Below are 20,056 nucleotides of genomic sequence, written 5' to 3' on the forward strand. Positions count from 1 at the left end.
CGATGCGCCTGATCAACCGTTGCATCCTCCTGCTGGGAGCCCTGGTTCTCAGCGCCTGTTCCCAGCCCGCCGCCGACTTTCTCGCCCCGGCGCAACGGCCGTTGCCCAACACCGAGGCGCCCTGGCCGAAGAACCACGTGCTGGGCATTGCCTACCACGACATCGAGGATCGCGACCCGGACCAACGGGTGGTGGCGGTGCGCACCGAGCGGATGATCGAGCAACTGGCCTGGTTGCGGGAAAACGGCTACCGGCCCGTGACCGTGGACCAGATCCTGGCCGCTCGCAACGGCGGCCCCGAACTGCCGGCCAAGGCCATCCTGCTGACCTTCGATGACGGCTATTCGAGCTTCTACACCCGGGTGCTGCCGGTGCTGCGCAGCTATCACTGGCCTGCGGTGCTGGCGCCGGTGGGCACCTGGATCGACACCCCGACCGACCAGCCGGTGAACTTCGCCGGCGAACTGCGGCCCCGCTCACAGTTCCTGACCTGGGCGCAGGTCCGGGAAATCTCCCGTTCCGGGCTGGTGGAGATCGCCGCCCATACCGACCACAGCCACCTGGGCATTCTTGCCAACCCTCAGGGCAACCTGCAGCCGGCGGCGGCGACCCGCCGTTTTGATGCCGCCTCCGGGCGCTATGAAAGCGAGGCGGATTTCCAGGCGCGGATGCGCCAGGACGTGACCGCCATCTCGAACAAGATCCTGGCCGTGGCCGGCTATCGCCCGAGGATCTGGGTCTGGCCCTATGGCACGGCCGACGGCTCCACCCTGCAAGTGGTGGACAGCCAGGGCTTCAAGCTGGCCCTGACCCTGGACGACGGCCTGGACACACTCGACAACCTGATGAGCAGCCCGCGTTTCCTGGTGGTGTCGGACCCGGACGGCATCCACTTCTCCAACAGCATTGTCGGCGCCGAGACCGCCGCGCCCATGCGCGTGGTGCACGTGGACCTGGACAACGTCTACGACCCGGACCCCAAGCAGCAGGAGGTCAACCTCGGCAAGCTGGTGCAGCGCATGGCCGACCTGGGGGCCAACACCGTATTCCTCCAGGCCTTCGCCGACCCCAAGGGCGACGGCCTGGTGCAGTCGCTGTATTTCCCCAACCGGCACCTGCCGATGCGCGCCGACCTGTTCGACCGGGTCGCCTGGCAATTGCGCACCCGGGCCCACGTCAAGGTCTATGCCTGGATGCCGGTGCTCAGCTTCGCCCTGGACGCTCGGCTGCCCCGGGTCACGCGCTGGGATCCGGCCACCGGCCAGAGCACCATCGATCCTAAGCAGTACCAGCGGCTGTCGCCCTTCGACCCCAATGTGCGCCGGCAGATCGGTGACCTCTACGAGGACGTGGCGCGCATGACGTCGGTGGACGGCATTCTGTTCCACGACGACGCCGTGCTCTCGGATTTCGAAGATGCCAGCCCCGGGGCCTTGCGCGCCTATGCGGCCCAGGGTCTGCCGGGTTCCATGGCCGCCCTGCGCGACGATCCGGCCACCCTGCAGCGCTGGACCCGCTTCAAGAGCCGCTACCTGATCGACTTCACCCATGAGCTGGCCGCCAAGGTCCGGGCGATTCGCGGGCCGCAGGTGCAGACCGCGCGCAACCTGTTCGCCGAGCCGATCATCAACCCGCAGAGTGAAACCTGGTTCGCCCAGAACCTCGATGATTTCCTGGTCAGCTACGACTGGACCGCGCCCATGGCCATGCCGCTGATGGAAGGCCAGAGCCAGCGGCATTCCGGGCCCTGGCTCGAAGCCCTGGTGGACCAGGTGCGCGCCCGCCCCGGTGCCTTGCAGCGCACGGTGTTCGAGCTGCAGGCCCGGGACTGGGCCCGCAAGCCCGCCAGCGACCTCTCCGCCCAGCAGCTGGCGGACTGGATGGGCCGCCTCAAGCGCCAGGGCGCGACCAATTTCGGCTACTACCCGGACAACTTCCTCGAGAACTCACCGGACCTGAAGACTCTGCGGCCCGCGCTCTCCAACAAATGGAGCCCTTGAATCATGGTGGATCGTATCTTTGCGCTGGTGGTCCTGGCGCTCGTTCTCGGCGTGCCCCTGGGGCTGATCTTCGTGCTGACTGGCGAATTCCTCATGGACTTCGTCTTCTACTACCCCTTGTTCATGTCGGCGCTGTGGATCGCCGGCGGCCTGTATTACTGGATGCACTGGGAGCGCCACTGGCCGTGGAGCGACGACACCCTGCCGCCGCCCCTGGCCGGTGAGCCGCTGATCAGCATCCTCATTCCTTGCTACAACGAAGGCGACAACGTCGCCGACACCATTCATGCGGCCCTGGCCCAGCAGTACCCGAACATCGAAGTGATCGCCATCAACGATGGCTCCAAGGACAACACCGCCGAGGTGCTGGACCGCCTTGCGGCCCAGGACCCGCGCCTGCGGGTATTGCACCTGGCGCAGAACCAGGGCAAGGCCGTGGCCCTGCGCATGGGCGCGGTGGCGGCACACAGCGAATACCTGGTGTGCATCGACGGCGATGCCCTGCTGGCGCCCAACACGGCGGCCTACCTGGTGGCACCGATGCTGGACAACCCACGCCTGGGCGCCGTGACCGGCAACCCGCGGATTCGCACCCGTTCGACCCTGGTGGGTCGGGTCCAGGTGGGCGAGTTCTCCTCGATCATCGGCCTGATCAAGCGCACCCAGCGGGTGTTCGGCAAAGTCTTCACCGTCTCCGGGGTGATCGTCGCCTTCCGTCGCACCGCCCTGCACCGGGTGGGCTACTGGAGCCCGGACATGATCACCGAAGACATCGACATCAGCTGGAAGCTGCAACTGGACCACTGGTACGTGTTCTTCGAGCCGCGGGCGCTGTGCTGGATCCTCATGCCGGAGACCCTGCGCGGCCTGTGGAAGCAACGCCTGCGCTGGGCCCAGGGCGGCGCCGAGGTGCTGTTCAAGAACATCCGCGGGATCTGGGAGTGGCGCCACCGCTACCTCTGGACCCTGCTGTTCGACTACTGCCTGTCCACCGGCTGGGCCTTCACTTTCCTGCTGTCGGTGATCTTCTGGGCCCTGGGCAAGTTCATCGTCATGCCCGAGGCCATCGCGGTGCACACCATCGTCCCACCGGCCTTCACCGGGCTGGTACTGGCGATGGTCTGCCTGACCCAGTTCGCGGTGAGTATCCTGATCGACCGCCGTTATGAAAAAGACCTCTGGAAAACCATGTTCTGGGTGGTCTGGTACCCGCTGGTGTTCTGGTTCATCAGCCTGTTCACCACCCTGGTGAGCTTTCCCCGGGTGCTGTTTGGCGAACACCAGAAACGCGCGCGCTGGGTCAGCCCGGACCGCGGCATCAAACCCATCGATGACGAAGAGGAGGTGCGCTGATGAAAATCATCCGAACCCGCCAGCGTCCGTTCATGGTGATCGTCGACGTTGTCCTCACCGTACTGGCCTGGGTAGGCCTGCTGTACTTGCTGGTTCGTGGGCTCATTCCGCTGCTGGACAGCCATGAAGGGCCGCGGATCGAAGCGGGCATGCTCGATGCCCTGACCACCCTGCAGTTCTATGCCTGGGTGGCGGTACTCAATGCGGTGCTGCTGATTTCCTGGGCCCGCTACCGCCAGCGTCGCAACAAGAGCTACCCGCCCCGGCTGCCGGCACCCGTGGTGGACGACAAGCGCCTGAGCGAAACCTTCAAGCTCAACGACGCGACCTTCGCCCAGATGCGCCAGCCCGGCACCATGATCGTGCACAACGACGAGGAGGGCGGTATCAGCCACGTCACCACGCAGTTCTATCGCATTCTTCCCGAAGACCAGCAGCACCCGCCGCTAAGGGTGGAACCGTCGCCGCGGGTGATCCATCTGCGTTCGGAAGGGGATGAAGGCAAGAAGACAGGAGAAGATTGATTGCCCAGGGGGGATGAGCCCTGGGGGGTACGGCTCTTCTGAATTTGCAGAGGGAATTGTCTGATTCTATTTTCAGTAAATAAATCAATGCGTTATTGATTTATTTGGGGTTTCTGCATGGGTTTGTCGCTACGGATGTGGTTGTGGGTGAGTTGTTCTTTATCGTAGCGAGAGAGTGAGAAACAGGGTTCTTGCGTACGGGCGTTGGCTCTTCGAAGTGTGCAATATCCTGTTGTTGTTCAAACTTTTTAAAGCTCTATAGCCTTGATTTAAAAGGCTTTAAGGTGATTTTTCCTTTAAATATTTCAAAATTTAAAATGGGCGGCTCCATGATGGATCTGCATGTTTTTTATCTCGTAAAGTTGTTTGAAAGTTTGATTTGATTGTTATTGGCGATTCTTCGGCAGTCATTTGACGATGCAGTAATAGCTTATTAGCGTCACGCCCTTCGTAGCTCTTGTCGTCACGCTTTCGAAGGATCGAATATGTCTCTCTCCACGCTCGGGATGAGGTTGTGCTGTGCCTTGGCCCGCAAACCTTCCGCCACCCTGCAAGCGCGGGATACGTTCTGGGGGCTGTCCAAACGCGGTCTGGCGTTCATCCTGGCCAACATGATGTTCTGGCAGCCCGTGGTGGCGATGGCCGACGGCATCGTGGTCAACGGCAGCGGCACCAGCCTCGGCCAGGCGGGCAATGGCGTGCCCATCGTCAACATTGCCACGCCCAATGGCAGCGGCCTGTCGCACAACAAGTTCAGCGACTACAACGTCGGCCAGCAGGGGCTGATCCTCAACAACGCCACCGGTCGTACCCAGGAAACCCAGCTCGGCGGGATCATTCTCGGCAACTCCAACCTGGGTGGCCGCGCGGCCAATGTGATCCTCAACGAGGTCAACGGCGGCAGCCCCAGCCAGCTCAAGGGCTACACCGAAGTGGCCGGGCAAGCGGCCCATGTCATCGTTGCCAACCCCTACGGCGTGAGCTGCAACGGCTGCGGCTTCATCAACACCCCGAAAGCCACCCTGACCACCGGCAAGCCGGTGATCGAGAGCGGCCAGGTCCAGCGTTACCAGGTGGACCAGGGCAGCGTCGCCATCGAAGGCGCGGGCCTCAACGCGAGCAATATCGACCAGTTCGAAATCATCACCCGCAGCGCCAAGATCAACGCCGAGATCCAGGCCAGGCACCTGACGGTGATCGCCGGGGCCAACGACGTCGACGCCAAGACCTTGAACGCCACGGCCCGCACCGCCAACCCGGCGGATGCGCCGCAACTGGCGATCGACTCATCAGCCCTGGGCGGCATGTATGCCGGGGCGATCAAACTGGTGGGCACCGAGGCCGGGGTGGGGGTCAAGCTCGACGGCAAGCTGATCGCCAGTGGCGGTGATATCCAACTGGATGCCAACGGCCAGTTGCGCATGGCGGACGCCACTGCCGAGAAGGGCGCGGTGGCGATCAAGGCCGGCAGCCTGGAGGCCCAGGGCGCGGTCTACGCCGGCAGCGAGCTCAAGGTGCAAACTCAAGACGACCTGAACAACCACAGCACCCTGGCGGCGGCCAACAGCATCAATCTGGGCAGCGGCGGGCAACTGAACAACCACGGCATCATCGAAGCCGGGGTCAACCTCGACAACAGCCGCAACCCGAATGGCGATGTCACCCTGACGGCGCAAAACCTGAACAACAGCGGCAAGAGCGTGGTGGCCAGCCGTGATTTGACGGTCACGACCACCCAGACTCTGAACAACCAAGGCGGCACCCTGAGTGGGCAGCGCCAGGTAACGGTCAGCGCCGCAACTCTGGATAACAGCCATCAGGGCAAGCTGCTGAGCGCCGAGCGCCTGCAACTCAATGCCGAGCAAGTGCGCAACGGCCAGGGCGGCCTGATCAAGAGCCAGCAGTCCCTCAATGCCACCCTCGGCCACTTGGGCAACAGCGGCGGCGAGCTGTCGAGCCAGGGCAGCAGCACCCTGGTGCTGGCCGGCATGGACAACCTCACCGGCGTGGTACTGGCGCAACAGACCCTGGAGATTACCGGTACTGCGGAACTGGACAACCAGGGTGGGCTGCTGTCGGGCTGGCAGGGCCTGACCCTCAAGGGCACCGGCCTGAACAACAGCAACAAAGGCACCGTCTCCAGCCTCAAGGGCGGTGTCGACATCACCCTCAGCGACGCCTTGAACAACAGCCAGGGCGGTGGACTGGTCAGCCAGCAGGCCTTGGACGTCAAGGCCGCGAGCCTCGACAACAGCCTCAAGGGCGTGATCTCCAGCGCGGGTGCACAGAGCCTCAAACTCAGCGACCGGCTGGACAACAGCCAGGGCGGCTCCATCGACAGCGCCGCGACCCTGACCTTGCGGGCCATGACCCTGGGCAACAACGGCGGCACCCTTGACGCCGCGGGTGACCTGACCTTTACCGGCACCGACCTGGACAATGGCACCGGCACTTTCACCGGCAAAACCGCCGTCACCCTTAATCTGTTGGGCGCGTTGAACAATACCCACGGCAAGCTGGCCAGCGGCGGCCCGCTGCGCATCGAACGTGCTGGGCAGATCGACAATCGGGCTGGCCAGATGGCCAGCCAGAGCCTGCTGAGCCTGTTCGCTGCCAGTCTGGACAATCGTGACCGTGGGACCTTGATGGCCAACGACCCATTGAGCCTGACCCTGGACGGCGCACTGCAGAACAGCGGTGATGGCTTGATCTACAGCCAGACCGGCGGCCTGCACGTTCAGGCCGGGAGCCTCACCAATGGCAAGGGCACCCTGCAGAGCCAAGGCGCTCTGAACCTGAGCACCGGCGACATCGACAACCAGAGTGGTCGCATCCTGGCCAGGAACGGTAACCTGAACATTGGCGCCGGCCACTTGGATAACCGTGGGGGTGTGCTTTCTAGCGTGCAAGGCGCGATGATCGCCGATCTTCGCGGCGTGCTGAAAAACGGCTACGACCCGAGCAACAACCGCCAGGGCGGCGTGACCCAGGCCCAGCGCCTGACCCTCAAGGCCCTGGCTGGCATAGACAACGACGGCGGGCGGATTTCCGCGCAAAGCGGCGATGCGCTGATCACCACCGGCGATTTCGATAACCGCAACGGTGGCCTCTACGCCAAGGGCCTTGTCAAAGTTAGCGGTGGCCATTTCGACAACAGTGGCAACAACGGGCAAATCGCCGGCCAGCAGATTAATTTCGACCTCAGCGGCGCTCTGAATAACCACAAGGGCATCATCGAAAGCGACAGCAGCCTGACGATCAAGGCCGCCAGCCTCGACAATCAGACCGGCCAATTGCGCGCCCTGGGAGACGGTGGCGATACACGGCTGGAGCTCGGCGGATTGTTCGACAACCGCGATGGCTCCCTGGAAACCGCCAACCAAAACCTGGCCTTCGACGCTCGCAGCTTCAACAACCGTGGCGGCAGCGTGCTGCACAGCGGCAACGGCCTGTTCGGCCTGTCCATGGCCAACCTCGAGGATGTGGGCGGGCGCCTGAAAACCGCCGGCCAGCTGACCCTGGAAGGCGAACGCTGGACCAACAGCAGCTCGATCCAGGCCAGGAAACTGACAGTCAACGTCAACCACCTGACCCAGGCCCGTACGGGCCAGCTCCTAGCCGGCAATGGCCTGATAGGCAGCGGCGTGAACTGGATCAATGACGGCCTGATCGGCAGTGATGCAGGCGTCAATATCGACCTCAGTGGTCATTACAGCAGCAAGGGCCGACTCAGCAGCTTTGGGCAACTGGACCTAAAAGCTGCCCAAGTGGATCTGGCAGACAGTGCCAGTATTGCTGGCGGCGGCAACACCACAGTCTCGGTGTTCGGCCAGTTGAACAACGCAGGGCGCCTGAGCGCTGCGGCCGGGCTCACGCTCGACGCGGGTGGCATCAACAATCAGGGCACCCTTGCGGCTGCCCAGAACCTGACCTTGAGCACCGGCGGCCTGCTCAATGATCACGGGCTGGTGTTCAGTGGCGACGACATGGGGCTGCGGGTCGACACCCTGACCAACAGCTACGGCAACGTTTACAGCCTCGGTCATCTGACGATCGATCGCGATGGTCAGGGGGCTCTGGCCAGCCGCATCGCCAACCGTTCCGGCACCCTGCAAAGCGATGGTTCCATGACGCTTGCAGCCAGCACCCTTGAGAACATGCGCGATGTGCTGGCTACCAACAACGGCGGCATCTACACCGCCAGAATCGCTGAAGTCGCCTGCATCGAGGGCTACAACGCCGGTGACTGTGGCGGCAAACGCAATCACGTGTGGGAGATCGTTCAGCGCGACAAATTCGAAGTCACCGAAGCGAGTGCGGCGTCGAGCATTGCCGCTGGCGTCAACCTGAATATCAACGCCGGCGACCTGCTGAACCAGAGCAGCAGTATCAGCGCGGCCGGCAACCTGGTGGCCACGGTCAACAACCTGACCCACAGCGGCGTGGAAACCGGCGAGACCGAAACCACCCGGGTGTTCATGTCGGCGCGGACCAAAAATGCCAGTGCCTGGTACAACGTCGCTAACGCTGTCACCAACCGATACTGGTTCCAGAGTGCGGGTTATACGCCTGATGACCTGGGTGGTCTGGAAGGCGCGCTGGCTGGTTTTATCGGCATGACCGAACGTGAGTGGGTCGGCCTGGGGACGACGAAAAAACTCGCCGGTGGTGATCAAAGCTATGCCGCAGTGATCCAGGCCGGGGGAGCGGTGAGCATCCAGGCCGGCAATGGCTTCGACAGCAGCGTGGTCCGTCCGGGTTACACCTATGTCAGCAGCGGTGCGCGTACCGATACCCAAGTACCGGGTACTGCCTTCGCTACTCGCATCAGCCTCAGCCCGCAACTGCCCCCAGACCTGACCCAGCAACAGGTCAACCCCCTGGCCCTGCCTGGCTTTAGTCTGCCCGCTGGGCAGAACGGTCTGTTCCGCCTCAGTGGTCAGAGCAGCAGCGCCACACCAGCTCCGGCGCAGATCGCCGGCCTGCCGGATGCCGCGAACCTTACCCGGCCGCACAAGTACCTGATAGAAACCAACCCGGTACTCACCGACCTCAAGCAGTTCATGAGCTCGGACTACCTGCTGTCCAGCCTCGGTTACAACCCAGACGACAGCGCCAAACGCCTGGGGGATGGCTTCTACGAGCAGAAGCTGATTCAACAAGCGGTACAAGCCCGTACCGGCCAGCGTTTTATCGACGGCCAGAACAGCGACGAACAGCTGTTCAAGTACCTGATGGACAACGCCATTCAAAGCCGGCAACAGCTCAACCTGTCGGTGGGCGTGACCCTGACCTCCGAGCAGGTGGCGGCCCTGACCCACGACATCGTCTGGCTGGAAAGCCATGAAGTGAACGGCGAACAAGTGCTGGTGCCCATGCTGTACCTGGCCCAGGCCAAGAACCGACTGGCGCCCAACGGCGCCTTGATCGCCGGCAGCGACGTCAACCTGATCGCCGGCCAGGAGGACCTTAACAACGTCGGCACCCTGCGCGCGACCCACAACCTGTCGGCCCAGGCCGGGCAGAACCTGGTCAACAGCGGCCTGGTGGAAGCCGGCAACCGCCTCGACCTGCTGGCCGGCAACGACCTGGTGAACAAGGCTGGCGGCATCATCGCCGGGCGTGACGTGAGCCTCGCCGTAACCCGGGGCGACGTCATCAACGAGCGCACCCTGACCTCGCACCAGAGCAGCAACGGCAGCTACGCCCAGCAGCGCGACTTCGTCGACAACGCCGCCCGGGTAGAAGCGGCGAACAGCCTGGTGATCAGTGCCGGGCGCGATATCAACAACGACGGTGGTGTACTCAAAAGCGGTGCCGATATCGGTCTCAAAGCTGGGCGCGACATCAACCTGACCTCAGTGCAACAGGTGGTCAGCAACGACCGCGGCGTGCGCTACAACGACCACACCGTGACCCAGAACGGCTCCAGCCTGCAGGCCGGTCGCGACCTGGCCATCAGCGCCGGGCGCGACATCACCGCCATCGCCAGCCAGATCGAAGCCAAGCGCGATGTGGCGATGGTGGCCACCGAGAATCTGAACCTGGTTTCGGCGGCCAATGAAACGCACTTCTACAGCAAGACCAAAAAGGTCAAAAGCCAGGAAGATCATGTCAAACAGGTTGCTTCCACGGTGACGGCGGGGGGAGATGTTTCGCTGACTGCGGGTGAGGATCTGACCTTGATCTCCAGCCGTGTGACAGCCGGGGATGAAGCTTATCTGGTGGCCGCTGACCAACTGAATCTGCTGGCGGCTCAAGACAGCAATTACTCGCTGTATGACATGAAGAAAAAGGGTAGTTGGGGTAGCAAGAAGACCCAGCGCGATGAGGTCACTCAGGTTACCCATGTGGGCAGCGAAATCAGTACGGGTGGTAATTTGACTCTGGTGAGTGGTGGCGATCAGAAGTATCAGGTCGCCAAATTGGAGAGTGACAAGGACATCACCCTGGATAGCGGTACAGCCATCACCTTTGAAGGGGTGAAGGACCTGCATCAAGAGAGTCATGAGAAGAGCAACAATAGCCTGGCCTGGACCAGCGCCAAAGGGAAGGGCAACACCGATGAGACCTTGCGCCAGACAGCGTTGGTAGCTCAAGGCAAGGTAGCGATCAAGGCCCTGGATGGACTGAAGATCGATATCAAGCAGATCGACCAGGGCACCATCAGCCAGAGCATTGACGCGATGGTCAAGGCCGACCCGCAACTGGCCTGGCTCAAGGAGGCAGAGCAGCGAGGAGATGTGGACTGGCGCAAGGTGCAGGAGATTCATGACAGCTTCAAATACAGTCACTCCGGGCTTGGTCAAGGAGCCATGCTGGCGATTGTTATCGTGGTCGCGGCATTGACCGCAGGGGCCGCGAGTGGGGCGCTGGGTACAACATTTGCGGGTGTGGGCTCGGCAGGTAGCGGAACAGCCATGGCGGCGGGTGGCATTTCAACTGCCGGGGCCTCAGCGGGCACCTTTGTTGCTGCGGGTTGGGGCAATGCGATGGCTACTACCGCGCTGTCCTCGATGGCGGGCACGGCTGCGGCCAGCACCATCAACAACAAGGGCAACCTGGGCAATGTTGCGAAGGATGTATTCAGTGAAAATAGCTTGAAAGGCTATGCAACCGGTGCGGTGATCGCCGGTTTCGGCGCGGCCTTTACCAATGAAATGGGGAGGACTTTAACTAAGGAAGGTAACTATCTATATGGCGACGATTATGCTGGACGATTGAAGGCCTATGCGGCTAATACAGCGTTGAAGGGTGCGTTGAGTGGTAAGGACAAAAACACTTGGTTGAGTATTGCTGCGACTGGGGCGTTGATGGAGTTGTATCAGTATTCGGCGGGTCGAGACCCGGATGTTAGGCCTGGGGTGGAGAGACCTGGAAGCAATGTTTTTCAAGAGCTAGATGGGGGGCTTGTGCCGCGCGTTACTGTCAGTGGAATAGAGCGAGAAGGAAATAATGTTGGTCTAAATCAAACGTGTACTTCCTTGTTGGCTATTTGTCACGGAATGCCTCTTAGTAATTTTTTAAGTAATGTTCCTGGTGTTAATGCATTTGCGACTTTACATGATACTTGGATGAATAGACTGATCGAGCTGAAAAAGTTGAGCTGGCAACTGGGAGGTTCTTTAGGCGAAAAGCCTGATATGAGTATTTTTGAAAATATTGGTAGTATGCCGCCCGCATTAATAGTCAATTACGGGGCAATCATTGATAAATATAGGCCTCTAACTGATGCAGTGAGGAAAGATGAAAAAAATAATTAATGTATTTTTGGTCTGTCTCTTTGCTATAGGATGCTCGTCACCTTTTTATTCGACTTGGGTTAGTGCTACCAATGGGTTGGTTGGTACTCCGTTTGAGTCGCACTTTTGGCCCCCTAGATGCCTGCCAGATTGTTTGCATCAATATTGGTCGCCCAGCAATAAGAATGCAGCTTTTGATAAAGTTTTGGATGAAGAGGCAGGTGAAAAGCGCTACTACATTACGTGGCTTATGGATTGTCGTTACTCAATACTTGTCTCAAAAGAGGGCATTATAAAATCTTGGCGTTATGAGACGGAGGACAAAAGAAGTTGTTTTGTTTTTTAGAAGTTAGATGGTCTGGCTCTCGTAAGAAGACTTGCTCTTATGTTGAAACGGAAATATTGGGATTTTTTATGCGCTGAGCTCAACAGGCTCGTGGTTGCTCAGCTTTGGGAAGGAGGTAATGAAATAGGATGCTGGATTTTAGTCGATGGTTTGAATAGTTGTGGATGTGTGATGATTTGTGAACTGTGTAAAGGGACTAGCAAAAAATGGAAATGAAATGGCCTCAAGGAACATGGGGTTCTTATTTAATTTTTGAGCAGTAGTTTGTGAAACTAATAGTTGTTGGTTTCGAAGCGAAAAGTAAAGGAGTGTATTCGATTCTTTTAAAGTATGGTGCGCGGAAGCTTGTGAGAGAAGTAAGAGTATGTGAAGGCGCTGTGTTATATGCTGAATATGAATCAAGTCTGCAGAAAATTCTGCATAGAAATGTTGGGGATGCAAAAAACATGCATCGTCTAGTATTTAAGTTGCATCGACAAGAGTTTGTAGAATTTCCTTTATGTATCGGAAATTTCTAGTTTTCCGAAGAGGCTGATGTTGAAAATCTTCTGACTAGTTACCTGGTTGTTGGTGTAGGGTGGCTTGGGTTTATTAGAACGGAATAAAGAATCCCAAGATGGCAGGGCTCTGTTTCATACTTACAATGAGTGAGAGTTTGATTTGGCTTATTCGAATTTAGAGTTTTCTGGGCAGTTTACGCGGATTCATGATCTGGACTTGAGTATTGCCTGCTTTCTAGTAATAGAGTCCGGAAAATATGTAAGCTCGGAAGCATTGGACTATATGTTTGATTCTTGGGTCGATTCGATTTCGTATGGCGGCCCTGGTTGTATTGATCTGCAGCTAGATAAATTTCTGAAAAGCCAAGAGTATGCTGATGTAGTTGTAGGCTTGATTGATAGGGTGATCCAAGAGTTGTATTCAATGGCGGATGTTTATCCGAAAGAGAAATTGAGCTCGATGCTGGCAGGCGTAAAGATAACTTTGAATGCGGACTATGAAGTTAAGTTGATAAGAACTGCTTTAGTTGGGTTGCGAAAAGTCATTGTAGGTGAAGGATAGCTCATGGGCTGCATGATGACTCAGATGATTTTTCACTAACTCCTGAGTCTTTGATTTTTTCAAGATTGAAATAAGGTTTGAAAAAAAGCTCTGCTGTGACCTGCATCAAGTTTGTTTTTTCTAGTTTGTCAGCCTTCGGATCATAGTGGGCTATATATTAAGTAAGAGTCACGTAAGTGATGAGTTTTTAGAGTGAAGAAGAAAATATATTATGGTGTAATCGCGCGTGGTACAGAGATATGTATGCATGTATTTTGCATTTTTAAGTGAGATGTAGCATGAGCATTAAACTTAAGACAGAGGCGGGAGTGTTAGAGTTTATTGTCAAAAATATGAAGGCTAAGGATAGTTTTTTTTGACTTCGATATTGTCAGTATTTGGTATGATAAATATTCTGGCTGTTTACCGGCTGATTTCTTTTGTAGTTTGAATTTTGATGATATAAATAGGCTTGTTGATTATTTCTATAGGCATAAATTGTCAGTGCTTACTAATCAGGTTAATGAGTCACTGGTTTATATGCCTTTGGAAAGCGACTTTCAAATAAGGTTCATGGCCGGGGAGGCTGAAAGCATGGAAGATGGATACTTTTCCATAGGTTTTTTATTTAACCTTGGAAGTAGTTGCGAAGAATCTTCGAATGTATATTTTGGGTTCGAGGCTGGTATTGATTTTTTAGCGGTAGATGACTTTTGTGTTTCTTTAAAGGAACTGGTGACCGTTGAGCAGTAGATGATTTCCTAGTAATCCACGGTTTTCAAAGTGTTTTAATCTGGTAAGCCATGATGAAAGAAGTATCTCCTCTAATATGTACATCGTGTGAAGAACAGCTCGATGTGTTTAACGAGGGTTCTACCCAAGGGTTAAGGTGTTCCGGTTGTGGCTGGTCCTTGGTTACTACACATATTTCAGACATTAAAATCGATGAGCGAGAATATAAAATTTTTTGTAGCGGTAATTATAAAAGCGAAGCACATGTGCGAGTTGTATCCGAGGTGGCAGGTTATAATTTTTTGATGTCCAGAAAAGCACTGCAGAAAGGCCAATTTCTTCTGTTCTCCGGGCAGGCTGTTGAGGTCTCGCGGGTCAGGAAAATGCTTGGTCACGCAGGGGTTTTATGTACCATCACACCTGATTTTAAGTGGGATTGATCAGATGACGATTGTTGTTTGCTAAGCCTCTAAGGTGAATGAGTGAGTTCTTCCAGTAACTTAGCTGCAACTTCCGAAAGTGCAGGTTATACATCAAACCCCATAGAGTACTCCCGCTCCTGCGGAAGCAGCCTGCTGGCTCCTTCCAAGTCTCCTTCCTGAATTAGTCGATGAATCTCGTGAGCCAGGGGCGTGACGTCGGTGATGCGCTTGATCCACTGGTTCACATACAACTGCACGGCCTCCTTGCTCAGGCCAATCTGAATGGCCCGATGTTCCTGGGGCCGCAGGTACAGATCCCGTTCCGGGTCCCACTGAATCCGCACCGGCGACTGGTCTTTCAACTTCAACCACTCTTCCTTGCTCATGGACTCGTCGACATGGCTCAGGCAACCGTTGGCCAGGGCCCATTCGAAGCCTTCGCGGCTGATGTCGATGGCCAGGATGCGGGTCTGTCCGGGGTCCTTAAAACCCCAGCCGGCGCGGTACATCATCCACAGGAAAGACGGCTTTATCCAGGTCATGCGCTCCATCTTGAAGGGTGGGGAGACGAAGGTGCCGTGGGCCAGGGCGGCGTCGGCGATGCTGTCGGAATAGGCTTGGTAGACGCGGATGGTGTCGGCGTCGTAGAGCGCGCGAATCTGGCGCTGGAGGTGTTCTGTCGGGGGTTTATGCATGGCATTTCCTTATGAAGAGCGGGCGGCCGGGAAGCCGCCCTGGGGTGTTTAGAGTTCGGCCTGCGGTTGCAGGCGCCGTGATGTCACATCCAGCAGATCACAGCCATCGCGCAGCAGGATGCTGCACACCAGGGTCAGCTCCTGCAGTACCACCGCTTCGCTGCGCAGGGGCTCGGCGGCGAAGTGCTCCAGCAGTTGAGTCGCGGCGCGGATGCGAAAGGCTGCGGCGTCGTGCAGCACATCGATGGGCGCCTGGGTGTCGATCAGCAGGGAAGGAATCAGGCAGTCGTGGCCGGTGATCGGCATGTAGCGGTTCATGATCAGTTCTCTCTATTCCGTTAGTTGAGCGGCTGTCCACTTACCGTCGCCAAACAATAGGTGGCAGTTGTGCGCAGGTTGGCGAGCCGGCAATAGAGAAAACCGACAGACCCGAAGGTCTCCCACGCACAACCGCCATAGAGCAATCATGCGGGCGCAAAAAAACCTGCAAGCAGGTTGTTTGCATTCTCTATTGCCAGGTCGCCAAACCTGTATCGCCATATGGGCGACGGCCGGACTATAAGCCGCGGGCTTGCGAGGGTGCAAGGCAAGTGTGGTGGCGTCTTTTCCGAGAGCGTTGTAGGGCTTTTTCCGTACACATCCATCCCGCTTGCGACTGTATTTCCAGGTGTTTAGCCAGGGCGCTTTTGGCGAACGGCCGGCTAGCCTGTATGTACATTTGTAAATACGGAATTGCTCATGTACGTTGCATGGGCCGAGGCCAAGAACCACGCCAACCTGCTCAAGCACGGCATCGATTTCAACGATGCGGTGCTGATGTTCCAGCGCCCGGTGCTGTCGTTGCGCGATGAGCGCCTGGACTACGGCGAGGAGCGCTGGGTCAGCCTCGGTTGGATCAGGGCCCTGGTGGGCGTGGTGGTCCATACCGAGCGGCGGGGTCATGCGGTGCGCATCATCTCGGCGCGAAAAGCCACTAAGCGGGAGGCTAAATACTATGTCCAACGGATCGAAAACTGACGGATCGAAAACTGACTGGGATCGCCTGGCGAAAACCGATGACCAGGGCATCGATACTTCTGATATTCCCGAGCTTGATGACGATTTCTTTCGCCGCGCCGAGGTGCACCTGCCGGGCAAGAAGGCCGTGACCATTCGCCTGGACGCCGATGTGCTGGAGTGGTTCAAGGGCCAGGGCGCGGGTTACCAGACGCGGATCAACCAATTGCTGCGTCAGTACATGCAGGCCCACCGGGACTGAGGCCTGTGCATCATTTCAGGAGGCGGGCGGATGGCCCGCCGCTCTTTCCGGCCGGCCGTGGAGGGTGGTCGCCATTGCGATTCCTGTCTGAAATATTCATTTACAACTACCCCCGTCCTCAAGCTCAATCTGCTCCCTTGCCTGGTGCGAAGGAGTGCGCTCTTTCGTGCAGGCTATAGTCTTGTGATCACCCTGAACTCATCCGCAAAAAGGTGCTTTCGTATGTCTCGCTTTGCCTCCTGCAATACTTGGCTGGCCGTTGGTGCCGCGTTGCTGTGCCTGCACTTGCCCGTGCAGGCCCAGGAGCGTTTTACCCTGAACATTCCCGGGGTTTCGGATGACCGGCTGTTCACCACGGGCAATGCCAGCGATGCCAAGGGCTGTGGCGGGCACAATAATTCCCCGGCCTTGAACTGGACTGCCGGCCCGACCGGGACCTTGAGCTACGCCATCGTCATGCACGACCCGGATGGGGCCAAGGGCCAGGGCGTGGATCACTGGGTGCACTACGGCATCAAGCCCACCACCCGGCAGATTCCCGCCGGTGCCGGCAACAAGCCGAACCTGGAAGGGCTGGCCGGCCTTAACAGCCGCAACGGTACTTCCTATATGGGCCCGTGCCCGCCGGTGGGTGACAGCGCGCACCACTACATCATCCAGATCTACGCCCTGGACCTGCCGCCGGAAGCCCTGCCCGCCGGCCTGACCCGCGCCCAACTGCTGGAAAAGATCAACGGTCACGTACTGCGCAACAGCAGTGTGGTGCGCCGCTATTCCCGCTGAGTGAAATTTTTTTCGAAGGCTTAACCCGAATCGCCCAGGGGCTTCGTCTGAAGGGGGGAATGGATCATTTCTTTCCGAGGTCAGCCCCATGTCCCTTCCCGTGCATTTCCTTCGTCCGGCCGCCCAGGGTTTTGCCGCCGGCCTGTTGCTGGCAGTTGCCGGCTGTGGTGTGTCGTCCAAGCCCGAATCCGCTGCCGGCTCGTCAACCCAGGGAGCATTGCCGCAGTACGAGGTGCAGCACGCCGATGCCACCATGGCCAAGCGCGCTGTGCATCCCATGAGGTTGTCAGCGCCGATGCCGGCGCCCATTAGCTCACGGGATTCGCTGGTGGCCGGGTACCGCGACGAGCCCCGGGAGCAGTACCAGAAACTGCCGGACAACCCGATCCACAGCGTCGCCGAAGCACCGGTCTCGACCTTCAGCGCCGACGTCGATACGGGTGCCTATGCCAACGTCCGCCGCTTGCTCAACCAGGGCAGCCTGCCGCCGGAGGGCGCGGTGCGCCTGGAGGAACTGGTCAACTACTTCCCCTACGATTACGCCCTGCCCACGGACGGCTCGCCCTTTGGCGTGACCACCGAGCTGGCGCCGTCGCCGTGGAACCCCCATACCCGCCTGCTGCGCATCGGCATCAAGGCATCGGATCGTGCGGTGGCGGAGCTGGCCCCGGCCAACCTGGTGTTCCTGGTGGATGTCTCCGGCTCCATGGATCGCCGTGAAGGCCTGCCCCTGGTGAAAAGCACCCTCAAGCTGCTGGTGGATCAAGTGCGGGACCAGGATCGGGTGTCGCTGGTGGTCTACGCCGGTGAATCACGGGTGGTGCTGGAGCCCACGTCCGGTCGTGACAAGGCGAAGATCCGCACTGCCATCGACCAGCTCACCGCCGGCGGTTCCACGGCGGGCGCCTCGGGTATCCAGCTGGCCTACCAGATGGCCCAGCAGGGGTTTATCGACAAGGGCATCAACCGCATCCTGCTGGCCACCGACGGCGACTTCAACGTCGGTGTCAGCGACTTCGACAGCCTCAAGGCCATGGCCGCCGAAAAGCGCAAGAGTGGTGTCTCCCTGACCACCCTGGGGTTCGGTGTGGATAACTACAACGAGCACCTGATGGAGCAACTGGCCGATGCCGGTGACGGCAACTACGCCTACATCGACAACCTGCGCGAAGCGCGCAAGGTTCTGGTGGACCAGCTCAGCTCGACCCTGGCGGTGGTGGCCAAGGACGTGAAGCTGCAAGTGGAGTTCAACCCGGCCCAGGTCAGCGAATACCGCCTGCTGGGTTATGAGAACCGTGCACTCAAGCGAGAAGACTTCAGCAACGACAAGGTCGACGCCGGGGAAATCGGTGCAGGGCATACGGTTACCGCGTTGTATGAAATTGTCCCGGCTGGCGAGAAGGGCTGGTTGGAGCCGCTGCGTTATGCCCAGGCCAAGGCGCCGCAACAGAGTGGCAAGCAGGGCGAACTGGCCATGCTGCGGCTGCGCTACAAGGCGCCGGAAGGCGGCAGCAGCCGCCTGATCGAACGGCCCATCAGTGCCCAGCAGCCCGGCAGCCTGGCGGCGGCCAGCCCCGACCTGCGCTTCGCCGCAGCCGTGGCGGCGTTCTCCCAGCAGCTCAAGGACGGCCGCTACACCGGCAACTTCAGCCTGGCCGACACGGTCAAGCTGGCCCAGGGCGCCAAGGGTGCCGACCCTTACGGCCTGCGAGGCGAGTTCGTACAGCTGGTGGAGCTGGCGCAAAGCCTGCAAACTCAGGCGCCGAAAGCCCAGGCGGCGCAGCCCGTGGACATGAGCCAAGTGCAGAGCCGCCTTGAGTAGACCTCAGACCCGCAGTGAACAGGAGTTCAACCGCCCTATGTCTGCTGCCCAATCCACCAGCGACGCCAGCAGCGATGAAACGCTGCTGGCGCGTTACCGTGCCGGAGAAACCGCGGCCTTCGAGGTGCTTTACCAGCGCCATCGCCAGGGCTTGTATCGCTTTGTGCTGAGCCTGTGCGGCAAGGCCGAGCTGGCGGATGAGGTCTACCAGGAAACCTGGCTCAGCCTGATCCGCAGCACCAGCCAGCCCGAGGGCCGGGCCAGCTTCCGGACCTGGTTGTACCAGATTGCCCGCAACCGCTTGATCGACCACTGGCGCAAGCACGGCCAGCGCAACCCGTTGCACGACAGCTATGACGAACAACTGCACGGTGAAGCCGACCAAGCCCCCGGCCCCGAACAGCAACTGAGCCTGTGCCGCGACCAGCAGCGTATCGAAGCCGCCCTGCAGGACCTGCCCGAAGACCAGCGCGAGGTGTTCCTGCTGCGGGCCCACGGCGACCTGGAACTGCCAGAAATCGCCAGCCTGACCCAGGCTCCCCTGGAAACGGTGAAAAGCCGTTTCCGCTATGCGTTGAAAAAATTGCGTCGGCTCCTGGCCGAGGAGGTACTCACATGACTGACGCCCGACAGACCCCAACCCCCGAAGAGCAGATGCTGGCGCATATCCGCCAACACAGTACCCAGGAACCACCGGCCCATCTGGATGCCCTGATCCTGGCCACTGCCCGCCGCGAAGCCCCGGCGCCCAAGCCCGGCTTCTGGCAACGCTGGATGCAGGCCTGCCTGCGGCCGCGTTATCAACTGGCTTTTGCCAGTCTGTTTGGCGTGGCGCTGGTCATCGGTTTGCTGCGCCCTTCCCCGGAGCACTATCCACAAGAGCAGGCCTTTGTCCCTGCGCCCGCTCCAGCCCCAGCTGCGCCCATGGCACGCCAGGCGGCGCCACGTTCCGCCGAGCTGGCCGGGGCCTTGAGCGTCCCTGAGCCGGCTGCCCCTTCGCCCATCGCTCCGGCGGCCCCTGTCGGCAGTTTTGCCGCGGCGCCGGAGATGGAAGCGTCCGCTGATGCAGCGCCACCTGCGATGGCCAAGCCCAGGGCCGAGTCGAGCAAGCTGGCCAAGCGCATGTCGGCGCCGGCCGCGCCCCGGGCGATCAAGCGATTGAATGAGCAACTGCAGACAGTGCTGCGTCTATGGGACGAGGGCCAGAACCGCGCGGCGGCCGAGCTGCTGCTCCAGCTGCAGGAAACTTATCCACAGGAGGATCTGGACGCGCGCCTGCAAGCCTTGCGTCGTCAATAAGGTGCGGGGGTTGGCTGTCACAGCGGAAAACGCGCACTA

At 59.2% G+C, this 20,056-nt stretch carries 15 protein-coding genes; 13 read left to right on the plus strand and 2 right to left on the minus strand.

The features are described 5' to 3' along the window. Nucleotides 1–2: 2 nt before the first annotated feature. From pgaB to ABCR88_RS00895, 7 genes are all read left to right on the plus strand, one after another. Nucleotides 3–2,000, plus strand: a complete 1,998-nt coding sequence (gene pgaB, locus ABCR88_RS00865; protein ID WP_350403966.1) for a poly-beta-1,6-N-acetyl-D-glucosamine N-deacetylase PgaB — start codon at nt 3–5, stop codon at nt 1,998–2,000. Between the two features lie 3 nt (nt 2,001–2,003). After that, on the plus strand, nt 2,004–3,353 hold the full coding sequence (gene pgaC / locus ABCR88_RS00870) for a poly-beta-1,6-N-acetyl-D-glucosamine synthase (RefSeq protein WP_019093523.1): 1,350 nt from the start codon (nt 2,004–2,006) through the stop codon (nt 3,351–3,353). Further along, nucleotides 3,353–3,877, plus strand: a complete 525-nt coding sequence (pgaD, locus tag ABCR88_RS00875) for a poly-beta-1,6-N-acetyl-D-glucosamine biosynthesis protein PgaD (RefSeq protein WP_350403968.1) — start codon at nt 3,353–3,355, stop codon at nt 3,875–3,877. The genes pgaC and pgaD overlap by 1 nt, the downstream gene beginning before the upstream one ends. Before the next feature lie 485 nt (nt 3,878–4,362). Continuing rightward, nucleotides 4,363–11,640 (plus strand): hemagglutinin repeat-containing protein, encoded by a 7,278-nt coding sequence (locus ABCR88_RS00880; protein ID WP_350403969.1) that lies wholly within the window; start codon nt 4,363–4,365, stop codon nt 11,638–11,640. A 1,042-nt stretch (nt 11,641–12,682) separates the two neighbouring features. After that, entirely contained in the window at nt 12,683–13,027 is a 345-nt protein-coding gene (locus ABCR88_RS00885; protein ID WP_141679916.1) for a hypothetical protein, read from the plus strand. Nucleotides 13,028–13,600: 573 nt separating this feature from the next. Beyond that, nucleotides 13,601–13,759, plus strand: coding sequence for a hypothetical protein (locus ABCR88_RS00890; protein WP_350403970.1), 159 nt, complete (start codon nt 13,601–13,603; stop codon nt 13,757–13,759). 53 nt (nt 13,760–13,812) lie between these two features. After that, nucleotides 13,813–14,178 carry a hypothetical protein gene (locus tag ABCR88_RS00895; protein WP_141679917.1) on the plus strand — a complete coding sequence of 122 codons (366 nt, stop codon included), beginning with the start codon at nt 13,813–13,815 and terminating at the stop codon, nt 14,176–14,178. Nucleotides 14,179–14,264: 86 nt separating this feature from the next. On the opposite strand, the gene ABCR88_RS00900 is transcribed toward ABCR88_RS00895, so the two are convergent. Together ABCR88_RS00900 and ABCR88_RS00905 are read right to left on the minus strand one after the other, a co-directional pair. Then, the gene (locus ABCR88_RS00900; RefSeq protein ID WP_350403971.1) at nt 14,265–14,855 is read right to left on the minus strand and encodes a DUF4291 domain-containing protein; all 591 of its coding nucleotides are present in this window, start codon (nt 14,853–14,855) and stop codon (nt 14,265–14,267) included. A gap of 48 nt (nt 14,856–14,903) precedes the next feature. Then, nucleotides 14,904–15,173: a hypothetical protein gene (locus tag ABCR88_RS00905; protein WP_350403973.1), complete on the minus strand. Its 270-nt coding sequence runs from the start codon at nt 15,171–15,173 to the stop codon at nt 14,904–14,906. Nucleotides 15,174–15,593: 420 nt separating this feature from the next. Between ABCR88_RS00905 and ABCR88_RS00910 the strand changes: the two genes are divergently transcribed. The 6 genes from ABCR88_RS00910 (at nt 15,594) to ABCR88_RS00935 (ending at nt 20,017) form a co-directional block, all read left to right on the plus strand. Continuing rightward, on the plus strand, nt 15,594–15,872 hold the full coding sequence (locus ABCR88_RS00910) for a BrnT family toxin (RefSeq protein ID WP_350403974.1): 279 nt from the start codon (nt 15,594–15,596) through the stop codon (nt 15,870–15,872). Then, nucleotides 15,850–16,113: a BrnA antitoxin family protein gene (locus ABCR88_RS00915; RefSeq protein ID WP_350403975.1), complete on the plus strand. Its 264-nt coding sequence runs from the start codon at nt 15,850–15,852 to the stop codon at nt 16,111–16,113. Before ABCR88_RS00910 ends, ABCR88_RS00915 begins: the two co-directional genes overlap by 23 nt. A 222-nt stretch (nt 16,114–16,335) precedes the next feature. Then, nucleotides 16,336–16,896, plus strand: coding sequence for a YbhB/YbcL family Raf kinase inhibitor-like protein (locus ABCR88_RS00920; RefSeq protein ID WP_350403976.1), 561 nt, complete (start codon nt 16,336–16,338; stop codon nt 16,894–16,896). Nucleotides 16,897–16,984: 88 nt separating this feature from the next. Continuing rightward, entirely contained in the window at nt 16,985–18,718 is a 1,734-nt protein-coding gene (locus ABCR88_RS00925) for a VWA domain-containing protein (RefSeq protein WP_350403977.1), read from the plus strand. A 37-nt stretch (nt 18,719–18,755) separates the two neighbouring features. Continuing rightward, entirely contained in the window at nt 18,756–19,337 is a 582-nt protein-coding gene (locus tag ABCR88_RS00930) for an RNA polymerase sigma factor (protein ID WP_350403979.1), read from the plus strand. Further along, a complete protein-coding gene (locus ABCR88_RS00935) occupies nt 19,334–20,017 on the plus strand; it encodes a hypothetical protein (protein ID WP_077933180.1) in 684 nt (227 codons plus the stop codon). The genes ABCR88_RS00930 and ABCR88_RS00935 overlap by 4 nt, the downstream gene beginning before the upstream one ends. Nucleotides 20,018–20,056: the final 39 nt, after the last annotated feature.

This window comes from Pseudomonas sp. W17, from assembly GCF_040268305.1.
Taxonomy (GTDB): Bacteria; Pseudomonadota; Gammaproteobacteria; order Pseudomonadales; family Pseudomonadaceae; genus Aquipseudomonas; species Aquipseudomonas protegens.